The sequence below is a fragment of the Ruminococcus sp. Marseille-P6503 genome (assembly GCF_900604945.1).
In the GTDB taxonomy this organism is placed as follows: Bacteria; Bacillota; Clostridia; order Oscillospirales; family Ruminococcaceae; genus FB2012.
Genome location: NZ_UWPB01000001.1, coordinates 1,123,455 through 1,140,344 on the forward strand (window position 1 = coordinate 1,123,455; position 16,890 = coordinate 1,140,344).

Genomic DNA, 16,890 nt, shown 5'->3' on the forward strand with positions numbered 1-16,890 from the left:
AAGCTCCTACATAATTCCTTTTTTCTTTTTAAGCCGCTCTCTGAGCTCAAGCAGCTCGTCGTCTGACATTTCCTCCGCTTTAGGTTTATCGGGATCGTATTCCAGAAGAGCTGACACGCAATCGTAAACCACATTCTTATCTATTCCCTTATCATCATATTCCGAAAGAATCGCAGTTATTTTACCCACTTCCTCCGCTGAAAATTCATCATTGAAGGATGATACCGAATAATCCCCGCCGCTGATTATTTTATTCACAAGGCTTTCATATATGCGTCTGTTAAGAGAAGTGACCATTTTTTCCGGCGGCAGTCTTTGTGAAATATCGGCGCAGAAGTCAGGATTGTTATAGATAAAATAAATTATCTCCCGCTCCGCCGTGTTTTCCTTGGGATGAGCCGCCGCCTCGGGATTAAGACTGTCCCTCCTGCCGGCAAAGGTCTGAATACTTCGCCATTCCCGCTTTTCCTTCTGATAATTCTTTTTTCTCAGCAGGCTTTTGATCTCCTCATATATCGCAGGCTTTGAAATTCCCTGCTCGAGAGCTACCTTAGAAATGTAAATATCTCTTTCCACAGGGGATTTTATAGAAGCCAGAACGTCGTATATCCTTTTCATGTAATCCGACTTTCCAACTTCTGTTTCAGTGTCTATACCGTCCTTTGCCTTCGCCAGTTCAAAATTGATAGCGCCCTCCGAATGATTGAGCAGATGTTCAAACCTTACAGCTCCGTACCTGTTTATATACTCGTCCGGGTCCTTGGCGCCCTCCATTTTTATAACCGTTGCTTTAAGTCCGGTTTCACCGAGAATATATATCGCCTTTTGGGTCGCCTTCTGCCCCGCCTCGTCTGAATCGTAGCAGATGACCGCTTCGTCGGCGTAATTTGAAATAAGCTTCGCCTGCTCCGGGGTAAGCGCGGTTCCGCAGGAAGCCACCGCGTTTTCAAAGCCTGCCTGATTAAGAGAGATAACGTCGAGGTTTCCCTCGCACAGCAGTATCTTTTTATCCTTGACGGCCGCGTTTTTGGCAAAATTCATTGAAAACAAAAACCTGTTTTTATTATACACCACGGTATCCTTGGAATTAAGGTATTTGCGCTTGTCATCGGGGCTTAAAGCGCGTCCGCCGAAGCCGACTATATTCCCCCTCAGATCTATAAACGGGAACATTGCCCTGTTGACAAAAAAATCATATGTATTTTTGGTGTTTTTCGCGGAACGAGAAACAAGGCTGGCGTCGATCAGCTCCTGCTCGGAATAGCCCTCGGAAAGCATATAGCTTTTAAGCTCCGACCAGCTGTTGGGCGCAAAGCCCATGCCGTATTTCATGATAGTTTCCGCTTTAAGGCCCCGCTTCGCCAGATACTCCCGGCAGGGTCTTCCCTCCGGCGACCGCAGCTTATCGTAAAAAAATCTTGCAGCCTTTTTGTTCATTTCATAAATGCGCTTACGCCGGTCCGTTCCGCCGCTTCTGAACTGTTCGTCCTCAGGAAGAGGCACTCCGCCCCTGTCGGCAAGCAGCTTTACCGCCTCCCAGTAGTCCAGATTGTTATAGCGCATTGTAAAGGTTATAACATCTCCGCCGGCTCCGCAGCCAAAGCAATGAAAGTATTCCTTATCAGGGTGGACGTGGCATGACGGCGTTTTTTCGTTATGGAACGGACACAGACAGACATAGTCCCGTCCAGTTCTTTTAAGACTTACATAGCTGCCCATTACCTCCGCTATGGGATTGGCGGCTTTAAGCCTGTCTAAAAATTCGGGCGGCAGCGGCATTTATGTATCATCTCCTTAAATAAAAAACCTGAACCTCCCCAACCGCCAACTGCTCAATAAAGCTTTCAGCGGCAACACAGTGTGGTTTACTCCATTTTTATAGTCGTCAGCGCTGTATTATGTATTTCCTGTTCCGTCAGGGCAGCGGCTTTTCCCAGGGTCACAGAGAATATCCGCCAAATAAACAATATAATCAAAATCTCAGCGTCAATACACAGCAACAAAAGCTATTTATCCTACCTGACCTTCCATGCGGCAGGCACGAACAGCTCAGTAAACACGTCAACGGCATAGCTGTCGGACATTCCGGAAATATAGTCGCACACCGCCGTATCCACTCCGTATTTATAAGCCAGATTTATATAAAGCGCAGGCATTTTCTCAATATGATCCACAAAATACTTATAAAGCTGCTCTATCATTGCCTGAGCCTTGGTTTCCTCCGATTTGCATTTGGGATTGCGGTAAACGCTTTCAAACATAAACTCATGCAGCGCTTTGTACGCCTTATCTACCTCGTCGGACATTCTTATCAATGAGCCGCCGTTATCTTCCGATATTCCGTTTTCTATAAGGGACGTTACGAGAGCAGTGATACGCTCCGACTTTGAATGTCCCAGAACATCCGTAACAGCCTTTGGAATATCCTCCTCGCAAATTATCCCTCCGCGGACCGAATCGTCTATATCATGATTTATGTATGCGATAACGTCAGCGTAACGGACAACATAGCCCTCCAGCGTTTCCGCTGTCTGATTGGTATGCTTTAGTATTCCGTCCCGCACCTCATAGGTAAGATTAAGCCCTTTGCCGTCGTTTTCAATTATATCAACGACCCGCAGCCCCTGCTCATAGTGATGAAAGCCGGACGGGGCAAGCTCGTTGAGAATACGCTCTCCCGCATGACCGAAGGGCGTATGCCCAAGGTCGTGACCCATAGCTATGGCTTCGGTAAGGTCCTCGTTGAGCCTGAGCGCCCTCGCTATGGTTCTCGCTATCTGTCCTACCTCCAGAGTATGGGTAAGGCGCGTCCTGTAATGATCTCCCGTAGGCGAAAGAAAAACCTGAGTCTTATGCTTTAGTCTGCGGAAAGAGTTGCAGTGAATGATCTTATCTCTGTCGCGCTGATATTCGGTTCTGTAATCACACCTGACGGCATCGCAAGCTCTTCCCTTTGTTTCGGAGGAAAGCGCGGCATATCCGCAAAGCAGACTTTTTTCAAAGCTTTCATACCTTTCTCTCGGAGTCACAGTATTCACGTCCTCTCTGAATTTATTAGAACCTAAATCAGCTCATGCTTATAAATATGTTATGTGGGATACAATAACCGCAAGGAATTGTTGACTTTTCCCCACAACTCATCTTCTAATATATTATACAAAATCCGCAGTAAAAAAACCTTTACCGCGGACAAAATTTTGTATAAACGCACAAAAATCAAGCGAAATCATGCCACAAATCTGTAACTTCCGATATGTTGATCCTTCCGTTAGAAAGGTCTGTCAGCTTTTCCTTAAGCTTCTGAGCGAGCTCTTCCTTTACAAGCACAGTAATACTTACATCGTCCGCAAAGCTTTCATCGGTAATTTTTACTCCGAACTCAGGAAAAATATACGCCAGCTTTCCGTAAAGCGAATAGTCGCACCTGACGGTTATTTCAGAGCAGCGGCGCATTATCATTTTGCGCGCCGCGTCCACCGCAAGCTTGCAGGCGTGGGAATAAGCCCTTACAAGCCCTCCTCCGCCAAGCAGCACGCCGCCGAAATATCTGGTAACTACCACGCAGACGTCGGTAAGCCCTTCCTTTTTCAGCACGTCAAGGACAGGAAGTCCTCCCGTTCCCTGCGGCTCTCCGTCGTCGGAATACCTTGAAATATTGTTTTCCCTGACGATATAGGCATATACGTTATGCCTTGCCTTTCTGTGCCTTGCTTTTACGGAATTGATAAATTCAACCGCCTCATCGGCAGTCCTTACCGGGCATATCTGTCCGATAAACTCCGACTTTTTCTCGACAAAGCTGTCCTCGGCAGGCAGCTCAACGGTAACATATCCGCTTTCCGACACAGCGTTTCCCTCCATAACAAAAAAGAGCGGAAAATCCGCTCTTAATGTAATCAGTCAAGATTAAATCTCTTCTTGAATCTGTCTACGCGTCCGCCGGTATCAACCAGCTTCTGCTTTCCTGTAAAGAAAGGATGACACTTTGAACAGATTTCAACTTTGATATCCTTCTTTGTGGAACGAGTATTGATTACATTGCCGCAAGCGCAGGTAATAGTAGTTTCCTCGTACTTAGGATGGATTCCCTCTCTCATTTAAAAACGACCTCCTTCCAAACTAAAAATTATGAACTCATAGAAGCCCATCATCCTCAGTTCAGACAGTAGTTCTATGCAGTAATCACATTGACTAGAGTATTATATCACATCAGATCGGCTTTGTCAACACTTTTCTGAAAATTTCCGCGGGAAATCCTGTTTATGCAAGTAAAAAGCCTGCAAAACACTGCAAATACATATGCCTGATTTGCATTAAACAAAAATTTTGTTAATTGCTGCAAAACATAAAAAGCGTTTTTATGTAATATTATAAATAAAGCTCCGTTCAGCAACGCCTCTATGCGGCAGGTAAATTTGCACAAAGAAGCTGTAATATAAAAGCCTCCTTGTTGTCATCATAACCGAAAATAGCTTTGCCGCTGAGAATTTTATTTATTACGCTTGACATTTCAGTTACCTTATGCTAATCTTATAGAGTAGAGTTAGGTGTAGCTAACTGAAATTATAAAAAGGAGTATGATTATGATGCCTCTGACTCTTGCAAATGTAGGAGAAGAAAACATGATAAAAAAAGTCGGCGGAAGCCCTGAAACAAGAAAGTTTCTCGAAAACCTCGGCTTCGTTGCCGGCGGAAGCGTTACGGTTATCAACGAGATAGGCGGAAACGTGATCGTTAACGTCAAGGAGTCCAGAGTCGCGGTTTCAAAGGAAATGGCAAGCAAAATAATGATTTAGCCGACCTGTTAGTCAGCCGGCGCGGTATCGGACAGCAAGTCTTAAGCTGTGCGTACTTTGCTCGGCATGGCAGCTAAAGCCAGTCGAACGGCGAAGCTTTGCGGTTGGCTTGAGGTCGCATTATATGAACGGAGGAAATAGTATGACATTGAAGGAAGCAAAGATCGGTCAGACGGTCAGGGTCAGGAAGCTTAACGGCGAGGGCGCCGTCAAGCGGCGGATAATGGATATGGGGATAACCAAGGGCGTTGATATATATATCCGCAAGGTCGCGCCGCTGGGAGATCCGATCGAGGTAACGGTGAGAGGCTATGAGCTTTCTCTGAGAAAAGCCGACGCGGAAACGATTGAAACAGAGTGATCTGTTTTTTGACTGCTAGTTAGCAACGACTAATTAATATAAGACTGTCAGGAGGAAAAATAATGAGTATAAAAATAGCTCTCGCCGGCAATCCGAACTGCGGTAAAACCACGCTGTTCAACGCTCTTACCGGCTCAAATCAGTTTGTCGGAAACTGGCCCGGCGTAACGGTAGAAAAAAAGGAAGGAAAGCTTAAATGGAATAAGGACGTAATAATCACCGACCTTCCGGGTATTTATTCTCTTTCTCCGTATACGCTTGAAGAGGTAGTCGCGAGAAATTATCTTATAAACGAGCGTCCGCAGGCTATTCTTAACATCATCGACGGAACAAATCTCGAGAGAAACCTTTATCTTACTACTCAGCTTGTGGAGCTTGGCATTCCGGTAATTGTTGCCGTAAATATGATGGACATTGTCCGTAAAAACGGCGACAAAATAAACACCGAGCAGCTTGCCAGGGAGCTTGGCTGCGAGGTCGTGGAGATCTCCGCTCTTAAAGGCACAGGCATAGAGGAGGCCGCCAACAAAGCAATCGAGGCTGCCAACAGAGCCGATCCGGCTATTCCTCAGCACAGCTTCGGCGGCTGCGTTGAGCACGCTCTTGCGCATATTGAAGAAGCGGCGCTGCACGATATTCCCGAGGAACAGCAGAGATGGTACGCGATCAAAATTTTCGAGCGGGACGAAAAGGTTCTTGAAAGCGTCAATATTTCCAAAGGCGTCAGAGAGCATATCGAATCGGACATATGCGCCGCTGAAAAGGAAATGGACGACGACGCGGAGAGCATTATCACAAACGAGCGTTATATTTACATAGCGTCTGTAATCAAGGACTGCTATAAAAAGAAAAACAAAGGCGCCCTTACCACGTCGGATAAAATAGACAAGATAGTTACAAACCGCTGGCTGGGACTTCCTATCTTCGCGGCTGTAATGTTTATCGTTTATTACGTTTCAATGGTTACCGTAGGAAGCGCCGCTACCGACTGGGCAAACGACGGGCTGTTCGGAGACGGCTGGCATCTGTTCGGAATAGGAACGGGCGCTTATGAGGAAGCGGCTGAGGAATACGGCGACTCTCCGGCTATCATAGAAGGCTTTATCGCAAAGGCGGCTGAAAACGGCGCCGATACTCAGTCTATTGAGAACGCCATTGATCCCGAAAGCGAAGGCTTCAGTCTTGATACGGCTAAGACGGAGCTTGCTTCGCTTACGGCAATGTTCTCCGAGGGAGATACGGCGGTATATACGCTGGAAGACGAGGAAACTCTTGAAACCACCGAGGAAACGGCAGCGTATGCCGACCTGACCTCGGCTGTTGCCGCATTTGAAAAATACGAATGCGCGGATCCCGATCCTGCCGAATACGGTGTCTGGGTTCCGGGTATCCCCGTGCTTATCGAAAGCGGTCTGGACGCTGTAAACTGCGCCGACTGGCTCAAAGGGCTCATTCTTGACGGTATAGTAGGCGGAGTAGGCGCGGTTCTCGGCTTTGTACCGCAGATGCTGGTACTGTTTATTCTCCTCGCGATACTTGAAGCGTGCGGATATATGGCTAGAATCGCATTTGTAATGGACAGGATTTTCAGAAAATTCGGACTCTCAGGAAAATCCTTTATCCCTATTCTTATCGGCACAGGCTGCGGAATCCCGGGAATCATGGCTTCGAGAACTATTGAAAACGAGCGCGACCGCCGTATGACGATCATGACCACAACTTTTATCCCCTGCGGCGCAAAAACGCCTTTCATCGCCATGATCGCAGGCGCGATCTTCGGAGGCTCCGCCTGGGTAGCAACCTCGGCTTACTTTATCGGAATAGCCGCCATCATAGTTTCAGGCATTATGCTTAAGAAAACCAAAATGTTTGCCGGAGATCCCGCTCCTTTCGTAATGGAGCTTCCCGCATACCACCTTCCTACAATAGGCAACGTTCTCCGTTCAATGTGGGAGCGCGGCTGGTCGTTTATCAAGAAAGCAGGCACGATCATTCTGCTTTCCACGATAGTGATCTGGTTCACCTCTTACTTCGGCGTAGTGGACGGTTCGTTCCAAATGCTTTCAGAGGAGCAGATGGAATACAGTATCCTGGCAAAGATCGGCGAGGCTATATGCTGGATATTCGCACCTCTCGGCTGGGGAAACTGGCAGGCCACGGTAGCCGCAGTTACAGGACTTGTAGCCAAGGAAAACATTGTAGGCACTATGGGTATCCTTTACGGCGGCTCCGCAGACGTTTATACAAGCATTGCCGCAGCCTTTACAGGAATTACGGGAATGTCCTTCCTCATCTTCAATCTTCTCTGCGCTCCGTGCTTCGCGGCGATGGGAGCAATCAAGCGTGAAATGAACAGCCGCAAGTGGTTCTGGTTTGCGATCGGCTATGAGTGCGGCTTTGCATATGCCATCGCTCTTGTGGTAAACCAGCTCGGAAAGCTGTTCACAGGCGACGTGAGCGTTATAGGTCTTATTGTGGCTCTTGCAATAATCGCGCTTATAGTATATATGCTTGTAAGACCCTACAAAGAAAGCACAAGATTTGAAGGAAAGGTCAAACTCTCAACTTAACTGAAAACAGGAGGCTGGATATATGGGCACTTACTTTGTTGCCGCGGTCGTTTTAGCGGCTGTTATTCTCATTATAGCAAAACTGGCTAGGGATAAAAAGAAAGGAAAAAGCGCCTGCGGCTGCGGATGTTCAAACTGTCCGGGTTCGTCGGTATGCCATAAAAACAGATAATACTGAGCTTTACTGCACGGGTAAGAAATATCCGTGCAGTATTTTTATCTGCAAAAATTCCCGCTTCATTTCAGGAACCGGACATGATCGAAGCTCCGCAGGCTTTCCTCGATTATCCTCAGCGCTGTCACATCTGTAAAATTTATAAGAAAAATTATTTAAAAACTATATACAACGCAAAAAATATGTGCTATAATGACACTGTATATTATAGCTGTTTTGCAGCGCGTTTTGACTTTTTTCGCCTCAAGGCAGATTTTTACCTGAAAGGAAGGGATGTTAGGGTTGGAGCAGAAGCTTACATTGTACGGTTTCAATAACCTTACAAAAACCCTTAGCTTTAACATCTATGATGTTTGCTACGCTAAAAGTGAAAGAGAACAGAAGGACTATATCGCATATATAGATGAGCAGTACAATTCTGAGCGTCTGACAAAAATACTCTGCGACGTTACGGAGATGATAGGAGCGCGTATCCTCAATATCTCAAAGCAGGATTACGAGCCTCAGGGCGCTTCGGTCAACGTCCTTATCGCCGAAAAGGAGCTGGACGAGGATTCTATCGACATTTCCTGCAATATGGGAAATTACACCGCTGAGCACAGAACGGTCCATGCCCATCTGGATAAAAGTCACGTTACCGTTCACACCTTTCCCGAATACCATCCTGACAATTCTATCTCTACCTTCAGGGTGGACATAGACGTTTCCACCTGCGGAACAATTTCGCCTCTTAACGCCCTTAACTATCTTATAGGCAGCTTTGATTCAGATATCATTACCATCGACTACAGAGTCAGAGGCTTTACAAGAGACGTGCTGGGCAAGAAGTTTTTTATAGATCATAAAATAAACTCTATACAGGAGTATATAGATAAAAACACGCTGAACAAATACGACGCGATAGACGTAAACGTTTATCAGTCCAATATTTTTCACACTAAAATGCTTATCAAGGATATTGAGCTTCAGAATTACCTTTTCAAAAAGGACGTTTACGAGCTTACTCCCAAGCAGCGTCTGGATATAACCGACAGCCTGAGAAGGGAAATGATCGAAATCTTCAGCGGAATGAATATATACTGAACGCGCGGTTACCGTCCGGCGGCGCCGCTGCGGAAATATCTCAGCAATTACGGCAGAAAGCCGTCCCTGCGGAGCATTTCACAGGTCTTTGCGGCATTTTTCCTGCCGCCTTGCCGCTCAGCCGTCGGAAGCTGCGTATAAAAACATACGGCGGCAGAGCATGAAAATTAAACGCTGCTTTAAAAGGTGGTTACAGATTTGAAATCAACACAGAACTGCGCTCCCATTTACGAGGCTTTGCAGAAGCATCTTAAAAACAGAGTCGTAAGACTTGACGTTCCCGGTCATAAGGGCGGCCGCATGAATAAGGAACTGCGGAATTTTCTGGGTGAAAACTGTCTTAAGGTCGATGTTAATTCAATGAAGCCTCTGGACAACCTATGCCATCCGGTTTCCGTAATAAAGGAGGCTGAGGAGCTTGCCGCCGAGGCTTTCAGAGCCAGGCACGCCTTTTTTATAGTAAACGGCACTACCGCCGCGGTTCAGGCTATGATATTTTCCTCCTGCAAGGCGGGAGATAAGATAATCATGCCCAGAAACGTCCACAGAAGCGCTATAAACGCTCTTGTAGTATGCGGCGCGATACCGGTTTACGTTAATCCCGGTACAAACAAGCAGCTCGGAATACCGCTGGGTATGTCGGTGGAGGACGTGGAAAAGGCGATCAGGCAAAATCCGGACGCAAAGGCGGTGCTTGTCAATAATCCGACCTATTACGGAATATGCTCTGATCTCAGACGGATAGTAGAGCTTGCGCATTCCAATAATATGCTGGCGCTTGCGGACGAAGCCCACGGAACCCATTTTTATTTCGGAGAGGGTCTGCCCTGCTCTGCAACGGAAGCGGGAGCCGATATGGCGGCGGTAAGTATCCATAAAACCGGAGGCTCCTTAACGCAGTCCTCCTTTTTGCTGTGCTCGGGCAATGTGTCTGAGGGCTATGTAAGGCAGGTAATAAATCTTACTCAGACCACAAGCGGCTCCTATCTGCTTATGGTATCCCTCGATCTGGCAAGAAAGAATCTGTCGCTCAACGGCAGGGAGATGTTTAAGAAAACGGTAGATTACGCCTCCTACGCCAGAGAGGAGATCAATAAGATAGGCGGCTATTACGCGTTCGGAGAAGAGCTTGTCAATTACAGCGATATATACGCTTTCGACAAGACTAAGCTCTCTGTCCATACAAGAGCCATGGGGCTTGCGGGAGTAGAGGTCTACGATATTCTCAGGGACGATTACGATATACAGATAGAGTTCGGAGATATAGGAAATATACTCGCTATCGTTTCCGCCGGCGACAGGGAGCTTGAAATCGAAAGATTCATTTCCGCCCTGTCCGAAATCAAGCGGCTGTACGGAAAGGATCCGTCAGGTATGTTCGATCACGAGTATATAAATCCGACGGTTGTTCTCGCTCCTCAGCAGGCGTTTTACAGCAATAAGAAATCGGTGCCTATAAACGAATCCCGCGGAATGATATGCGGAGAATTTGTAATGTGCTATCCCCCGGGGATCCCTATTCTTGCTCCTGGCGAGAGAATAACCTCCGAGATACTGGACTATATCGCTTACTGCAAGGAAAAGGGCTGCTTTATGACGGGTACGGAGGATATGGAGATAAATTATATAAACGTTGTTGTGTAGAAAGGCGGAATATCAAATGGAGTTGTGGTTTACCGAAAAGCATACGGATGACGTCAATTTTACCATCAAGGTAAAAAAACAGCTGTATTCAGCCAAAAGCTACTACCAGCAGATAGACGTGCTCGATACCTATGAGTTCGGCAGAACGCTTGTGCTTGACGGCTTCATAATGCTGACTGAAAAGGACGAGTATATTTATCACGAAATGGTCACCCATGTTCCCATGGCGGTAAATCCTGATATAAAAAGCGTTCTGGTAATCGGCGCCGGCGACGGCGGAACGATACGGGAGCTTACAAGATATGCTACGATAGAAAATATCGACATGGTGGAGATCGACGGACAGGTCGTGGAGGTATGCAAGGAATATCTTCCGCAGACTGCCTGCCGCTTCGGCGATCCCAGAGTTCATCTGTATATTGAGGATGGGCTTAAATTCGTCAGAAGAAAAAGCGGCGAATACGACCTCATCATAGTAGATTCAACAGACCCATTCGGACCCGGAGAGGGTCTGTTCACCAAGGAATTTTACGGCAACTGCTTCAAGGCGCTGACTGACAGCGGAATCCTTATCAATCAGCATGAAAGCACCTACTACGACAGCTATGTGGATATGGTAAAAAGGACTCACAAGAGAATAGGCAGCGCGTTTCCGGTATGCATGGTCTATCAGTCGCATATACCTACCTATCCTTCGGGTCACTGGCTTTTCGGCTTTGCCGCAAAAAATCTCCATCCCGTATACGACCTCAAGGCTGAAAAATGGGAAAGCCTGAATCTGAAAACACGGTATTACAATACCGAGCTGCATAAGGGGTGCTTTGCTTTGCCAAACTATGTAAAGGAGGTGCTTGCCGATGAATAAAAACGTTTATACCTTTATAGGCTGCGACTGCGAGTATGAGGACGCGGGGATAGTCATATTCGGCGCGCCCTACGACAGCACCACGTCCTTCAGACCGGGAACGAGATTCGCTTCCTCGGCTATGAGAAGCGAAAGCTTCGGAATTGAAACCTACAGCCCCTATCAGGACAGGGACCTGCTTGATATAAGGGTATTCGACAGCGGCGACCTTGAGCTTCCGTTCGGAAATCCCGCTCAGGCGCTTAATGCTATTGAAGAACGCGCAGAGGAAATTTTAAACGACGGAAAGCTCCCCTGCATGATCGGAGGAGAGCATCTTGTTACGCTTGGCGCGGTAAGAGCCGCCGCCAAGAAATACAGCAATCTGCACATCGTTCATTTTGACGCTCACGCCGACCTTCGCGACGATTATCTCGGCGTGAAAGAATCCCACGCCTGCGTGCTTCACAGGTGCTGGGACATTGTAGGCGACGGGCATATTTATCAGTTCGGCATACGCAGCGGTGACCGGGATGAGTTTATTTTTGCCGGAAAACACACTTTTATGAACAAATTCAGCTTCGGCTCTCTTGCGGAAGCTGTACAAAAAATCGGACAAGAACCTGTGTATTTCACGCTTGACCTTGATGTTCTCGACCCGTCTGAGTTTCCCGGAACAGGTACTCCCGAAGCCGGAGGGGTGAGCTTTGCTCAGCTGCTTGACGCGGTAAGAGAGGTTTCAAGGCTCAACATCGTGGGCTTTGACGTCAACGAGCTTTCGCCTGTTTATGACCAGACAGGAAGATCGACGGCGCTGGCCTGCAAGATTCTCAGAGAAATGCTGCTTTACTTTTACAGGAAATAATAAAAAACTCAAAAAAGAAATTAAAACAGCGGCTCTTGCGTTTGAAACTGTGACCGCCGCTGAATATCCATAATAAGTATGAAAGGACTGATTTAAAATGTCAAGAGCATTGATAATAGGCGCAGGCGGAGTTGCGGGCGTTGTGATCCACAAATGCTGTCAGAACAGCGGGGTTTTTACCGATATATGTATCGCAAGCCGCACAAAAGCCAAGTGCGACAAATTCAAAGAGGAGCTTAAGGACAAGACCTCCGCGAATATTACTACGGCACAGGTCGACGCCGATAACGTTCCTCAGCTGGTTGCTCTTATAAAGGAATATAAGCCGGACATAGTTATAAACGTTGCACTGCCCTATCAGGATCTGCACATTATGGACGCCTGTCTTGAGTGCAAGGTGGATTATCTTGATACCGCCAACTATGAGCCGGAGGACACGGCTAAGTTTGAGTATTCCTGGCAGTGGGCTTACCGCGAAAGATTTGAAAAGGCTGGGATAACCGCTGTTCTCGGCTGCGGCTTTGACCCCGGAGTGACCGGCGTTTTCTCGGCATACGCTCAGAAGCATTATTTTGACGAGATAAATTATATTGACATTCTCGACTGCAACGGCGGCGATCACGGCTACCCCTTCGCGACAAACTTCAATCCTGAAATCAATATCCGCGAGGTTTCCGCTAAGGGCAGCTATATCGAGGACGGCAAATGGGTGGAAACCGAGCCTATGGAGATCAAGAGAGTGTATAATTTCGATCAGGTGGGCGAAAAGGATATGTATCTGCTTCATCACGAGGAGCTTGAATCCCTTGCGCTGAACATCAAAGGCGTTAAAAGAATACGCTTCTTTATGACCTTCGGACAAAGCTACCTTACTCATCTTAAATGTCTGGAAAATGTAGGCATGACTTCGATCGAGCCTATTATGTACGAGGGCAGAGAGATTGTTCCCCTTCAGTTCTTAAAGGCCGTTCTGCCTGATCCCGCAAGCCTTGGCCCCAGAACCGTAGGCAAAACCAATATCGGCTGTATCTTTCAGGGAAAGAAAGACGGCAAGCCGCGCAATTACTATGTTTATAACGTATGCGATCATCAGGAATGCTATAAGGAGGTCGGCTCTCAGGCAATTTCCTATACCACAGGCGTACCCGCGATGATCGGAGCGATGATGGTTCTGACCGGAAAGTGGAAAAGACCCGGAGTATTCAACGTGGAGGAATTTGATCCCGATCCGTTTATGGACGCGCTCAACAAATGGGGACTGCCCTGGACCGAAAATTTCGACCCAGTATTGGTAGACTGAGCATAAACAAACAGGAAGTGCCCGCATGAAAATTGAAGAAGCGTTAACGCGTTTTATCGGACAGGAGTGTCTTGTTTATGTCTGCTGCAACGCGGCGTCCGGGTCGGTCATCGAATGTACCGTTACGGAAATAGGCGACGGCTGGCTCAGGGCGGAGCAGGAGGATAAGACGGAGAGCATTATAAATATAAGCAATATAATCAGAATCCGTGAGTATCCCCGTAATAAGAACGGAAAAAAGAAAATTATTTTTGACTAGAAAGGACGCTTTGAATGCTTATTTTGCTTGACGACGTAAAGTTCAACAACGAGAGCGATTTTTACCTCTATATCAGCCGTTTTTTCAAGGATAAGGAAATTCTCGACGAGCACGCTCTGTATGATTATCTGACCGAAACAGACGAAAAGCTGGAATTTATAATAAACGATTTCGACGAGATTAAAGATACAGGCAGAATTTTCGCCAACAAGATCATGAGAATACTTCTTGATGCCAGAAACCAAAACAGTAATATAAAGCTTACGATCATGTAGAGGTGTCTATGTTCGATATAAATGAAGTGAAAACGCCCTGCTATGTTGTGGACGAAAAAAAGCTGCTCGATAACCTTGAAATACTGAAGGGCGTCAGAGAAAGAACAGGCTGCAGGATACTGCTTGCCCAGAAGGCTTTCTCAATGTATTCGGTATACCCCCTGCTCTCCCGATACCTTGACGGAACCACCGCCAGCGGACTTTTTGAGGCAAGGCTGGGACGGGAGCATTTCGGTAAAGAGGTTCACGTTTTTTCTCCCGCTTATAAAGAGGAGGAAATAAACCGGCTTGCGGAAATCGCAGATCACATTGTTTTCAACAGCTTTCGTCAGTGGGATAAATACAAGGATACAGTACAAAACAGCGGCAGAAGCATATCCTGCGGAATACGGGTAAATCCCGAATATTCCGAAATAGAAACCGAAATTTACAATCCCTGCGCCGTTAATTCCAGATTAGGCGTTACCGCTGAGCAGTTTGACGAATCAAAGCTTGACGGTATTGACGGGCTGCATTTTCATACAATGTGCGAGCAGGGTGCCGAAACCCTGAAAAGAACTCTGCCTTATTTTGAGGAACGGTTCGGCAAATATCTTTACGGCATGAAATGGGTGAATTTCGGCGGCGGTCACCATATTACCCGCAGGCATTACAATATCGGTCTGCTGGAAGAATGTATCCGTTATATTTCGCAGAAATATAACGTTGAGGTTTATCTTGAGCCCGGCGAGGCGGTCGCTCTTGACGCCGGCTATCTGGTATCGCAGGTGCTTGATACCGGCAGAAACGGTATGAGCTATGCCATTATGGACACCTCTGCCGCCTGCCATATGCCCGACGTTCTGGAAATGCCGTACCGTCCCAGTATAATCGGTTCAGGAGAGGCTGGAGAAAAGGCTCATACCTACCGTTTAGGCGGTCCTACCTGTCTCGCGGGAGATATAATAGGAGATTATTCCTTTGACAAGCCTCTTGTTGAGGGCGACAGGCTTGTGTTCTGCGATATGGCGATATATTCCATGGTGAAGAACAATACCTTTAACGGTATGCCGCTTCCGTCTATCTATCTGAATACCTCCGGCGGCGGACTAAAGCTTGTGAAAAGCTTCGGGTATGAGGACTTTAAATCAAGGCTGTAGAAAAAGCGACGCGTCCTGATACTGACGCGGGCTGAGCTTATTGCAACAAAAAATCAGGCGGTCATAAGATTGTCCCCGCGTATAATCGCAGCGACATTTTGTGACCGCCCGTTCGGTTATTATAGAATATTTGAGAAAATCACCCGCATATTATCTTATCAGACGCATGATTTCCTTTGTGACAGAAAACTCATTGTTTGTACCAGTAGAAAAATTCGCGGTTTTCTTTACCAGAGGATGAGCGTTTTCCATTGCAAAGCTGTAGTAGGCGTGTTCAAGCATTTCAACATCGTTCAGATAATCACCGAACGCCATGGTTTCTTCATACGATACGCCGAGCTTATTCTGAAGTATCTGTATCCCCCTGCCCTTGTTGATACCCGGATTCATTATATCCACCCAGTAATACCCTGAAAGCGAAACGGTAAGACTGTCCCCGAAGCGGTTTTCCAGAACCGGAAGTCCGCGCTTTTCTATTCCGTCTTTGCCGTAAACCGCTATTTTAAATATATTGTCGGTGCAGTCGTACAGGCTTTCAAGATAAACCGTATTGTTGTAATACCTTGAAACCTCCCTCTCGTATTCCACGCTTTTATTGCTGTAATAGGTTCCGTTCTCTCCGCAGAGAAGCGGACACATATCGTTTTCCAAGCATACCTTTATTGCCTCGTTCACCAATCTCATAGGAATTACCGAACGGCTCACTACTCTGCCCTTATCCACTATGTAAGAACCGTTGTCGCATATAAAGCATATCCTGTCAGCTATAAATTCAAACTGGTCTATAAGAGCAGCGTAGCTTCTGCCGCTGGAAACGGCAAACGCTATTTTTTTGCTGTCAAGGGTCTGTATAACGTTTTCAAAATCCGGCGGAAGCAGCTTTTCATCGTTTACCAGCGTTCCGTCAATGTCGGTTGCGATAAGCTTTATCATAAGTATATCAATTCCTTTCGGAGATGTTAATGCCGACTTACATTCATAGCTATTATATATTATTTTTTGAAAAAAATCAAATGTAAAATATGTCCACAAGCTGCCGCAGTCAGCATTATTATCCTGCGTATGCCGTCGTATTACATAAAATTTATCATCAATAGTTGAAAAACTATATTTATATCAACGCAGATATAAAAATGAGATAGTGCTTTTTAATAAAAAAGCTTTTAAAAACATAATTATTTTCAATGAATTGACTAATCGCATTATTGATTTTAATACCGCCTGTCATCAGTCTTAATTTATGATCAATTGTGAAAATCGGCTGAAAATTTCGCTTTCTGTGTTGACATTACAGATAATTGAAAGTAAAATAGATGTGGTGAAAAAATACTTTAACTCGGAACAAAGTCCGATGTAAGCTTGCTTAACATCGGCTGCGACGAGTCAGTCTCGCCGACTTAAAGACGGGGAACATCGGCGCATAGGTTATAAAATACTTGCTGCTTATTGTAAAAATCTTACACACCAGTGTGCAAGAACCGCTTGACCCGCTTACTTGACTTTTTTATAAAAAAGATTTACAATTGTTTTTATGGTCAACATCAACTGAACAATATCTACTCGCTGTATTGAACTTGCG

The 16,890-nt window shown here is 46.3% G+C and carries 17 protein-coding genes; 12 read left to right on the forward strand and 5 right to left on the reverse strand.

The genetic code is table 11. The features are described from left to right. Positions 1–6: 6 nt before the first annotated feature. The 4 genes from dnaG to rpmE all read right to left on the reverse strand — a co-directional run bounded on the left by dnaG (position 7) and on the right by rpmE (position 4,097). Positions 7–1,779, reverse strand: a complete 1,773-nt coding sequence (gene dnaG / locus EIH25_RS05220) for a DNA primase (protein ID WP_124099246.1) — start codon at positions 1,777–1,779, stop codon at positions 7–9. A gap of 236 nt (positions 1,780–2,015) precedes the next feature. Next, positions 2,016–3,029 (reverse strand): deoxyguanosinetriphosphate triphosphohydrolase, encoded by a 1,014-nt coding sequence (locus tag EIH25_RS05225; protein WP_124099248.1) that lies wholly within the window; start codon positions 3,027–3,029, stop codon positions 2,016–2,018. 187 nt (positions 3,030–3,216) lie between these two features. Next, positions 3,217–3,846, reverse strand: coding sequence for a YigZ family protein (locus tag EIH25_RS05230; protein WP_243113087.1), 630 nt, complete (start codon positions 3,844–3,846; stop codon positions 3,217–3,219). A 50-nt stretch (positions 3,847–3,896) separates the two neighbouring features. Further along, positions 3,897–4,097 carry a 50S ribosomal protein L31 gene (gene rpmE, locus EIH25_RS05235; RefSeq protein ID WP_124099252.1) on the reverse strand — a complete coding sequence of 67 codons (201 nt, stop codon included), beginning with the start codon at positions 4,095–4,097 and terminating at the stop codon, positions 3,897–3,899. Between the two features lie 486 nt (positions 4,098–4,583). On the opposite strand from rpmE, the gene EIH25_RS05240 reads away from it, so the two are divergent. From EIH25_RS05240 to nspC, 12 genes are all read left to right on the forward strand, one after another. Then, positions 4,584–4,796, forward strand: a complete 213-nt coding sequence (locus EIH25_RS05240; protein WP_124099255.1) for a FeoA family protein — start codon at positions 4,584–4,586, stop codon at positions 4,794–4,796. A 142-nt stretch (positions 4,797–4,938) separates the two neighbouring features. Beyond that, positions 4,939–5,157 (forward strand): ferrous iron transport protein A, encoded by a 219-nt coding sequence (locus EIH25_RS05245; protein WP_124099257.1) that lies wholly within the window; start codon positions 4,939–4,941, stop codon positions 5,155–5,157. 62 nt (positions 5,158–5,219) lie between these two features. Then, a complete protein-coding gene (locus EIH25_RS05250) occupies positions 5,220–7,727 on the forward strand; it encodes a ferrous iron transporter B (protein WP_124099260.1) in 2,508 nt (835 codons plus the stop codon). A gap of 22 nt (positions 7,728–7,749) precedes the next feature. Next, positions 7,750–7,899, forward strand: coding sequence for a FeoB-associated Cys-rich membrane protein (locus tag EIH25_RS05255; protein WP_124099262.1), 150 nt, complete (start codon positions 7,750–7,752; stop codon positions 7,897–7,899). A gap of 276 nt (positions 7,900–8,175) precedes the next feature. Beyond that, the gene (speD, locus tag EIH25_RS05260; protein WP_124099264.1) at positions 8,176–8,985 is read left to right on the forward strand and encodes an adenosylmethionine decarboxylase; all 810 of its coding nucleotides are present in this window, start codon (positions 8,176–8,178) and stop codon (positions 8,983–8,985) included. Between the two features lie 198 nt (positions 8,986–9,183). Then, complete coding sequence (locus tag EIH25_RS05265; protein WP_124099266.1) at positions 9,184–10,629, forward strand: aminotransferase class I/II-fold pyridoxal phosphate-dependent enzyme; 1,446 nt, start codon at positions 9,184–9,186, stop codon at positions 10,627–10,629. 16 nt (positions 10,630–10,645) lie between these two features. Continuing rightward, the gene (gene speE / locus EIH25_RS05270; protein ID WP_124099268.1) at positions 10,646–11,494 is read left to right on the forward strand and encodes a polyamine aminopropyltransferase; all 849 of its coding nucleotides are present in this window, start codon (positions 10,646–10,648) and stop codon (positions 11,492–11,494) included. After that, positions 11,487–12,338 (forward strand): agmatinase, encoded by an 852-nt coding sequence (gene speB / locus EIH25_RS05275; RefSeq protein ID WP_124099270.1) that lies wholly within the window; start codon positions 11,487–11,489, stop codon positions 12,336–12,338. The genes speE and speB overlap by 8 nt, the downstream gene beginning before the upstream one ends. 97 nt (positions 12,339–12,435) lie before the next feature. Then, a complete protein-coding gene (locus EIH25_RS05280; protein ID WP_124099272.1) occupies positions 12,436–13,638 on the forward strand; it encodes a saccharopine dehydrogenase family protein in 1,203 nt (400 codons plus the stop codon). Positions 13,639–13,663: 25 nt separating this feature from the next. Further along, positions 13,664–13,897, forward strand: coding sequence for a hypothetical protein (locus EIH25_RS05285; protein WP_124099274.1), 234 nt, complete (start codon positions 13,664–13,666; stop codon positions 13,895–13,897). A 14-nt stretch (positions 13,898–13,911) separates the two neighbouring features. After that, positions 13,912–14,172, forward strand: a complete 261-nt coding sequence (locus EIH25_RS05290; protein ID WP_124099276.1) for a hypothetical protein — start codon at positions 13,912–13,914, stop codon at positions 14,170–14,172. Positions 14,173–14,180: 8 nt separating this feature from the next. Continuing rightward, the gene (gene nspC, locus EIH25_RS05295) at positions 14,181–15,311 is read left to right on the forward strand and encodes a carboxynorspermidine decarboxylase (RefSeq protein ID WP_124099278.1); all 1,131 of its coding nucleotides are present in this window, start codon (positions 14,181–14,183) and stop codon (positions 15,309–15,311) included. Positions 15,312–15,461: 150 nt separating this feature from the next. Here the strand turns inward: nspC and EIH25_RS05300 are convergent, their stop codons facing one another. Further along, the gene (locus EIH25_RS05300; RefSeq protein WP_124099280.1) at positions 15,462–16,244 is read right to left on the reverse strand and encodes an HAD family hydrolase; all 783 of its coding nucleotides are present in this window, start codon (positions 16,242–16,244) and stop codon (positions 15,462–15,464) included. Positions 16,245–16,890: the final 646 nt, after the last annotated feature.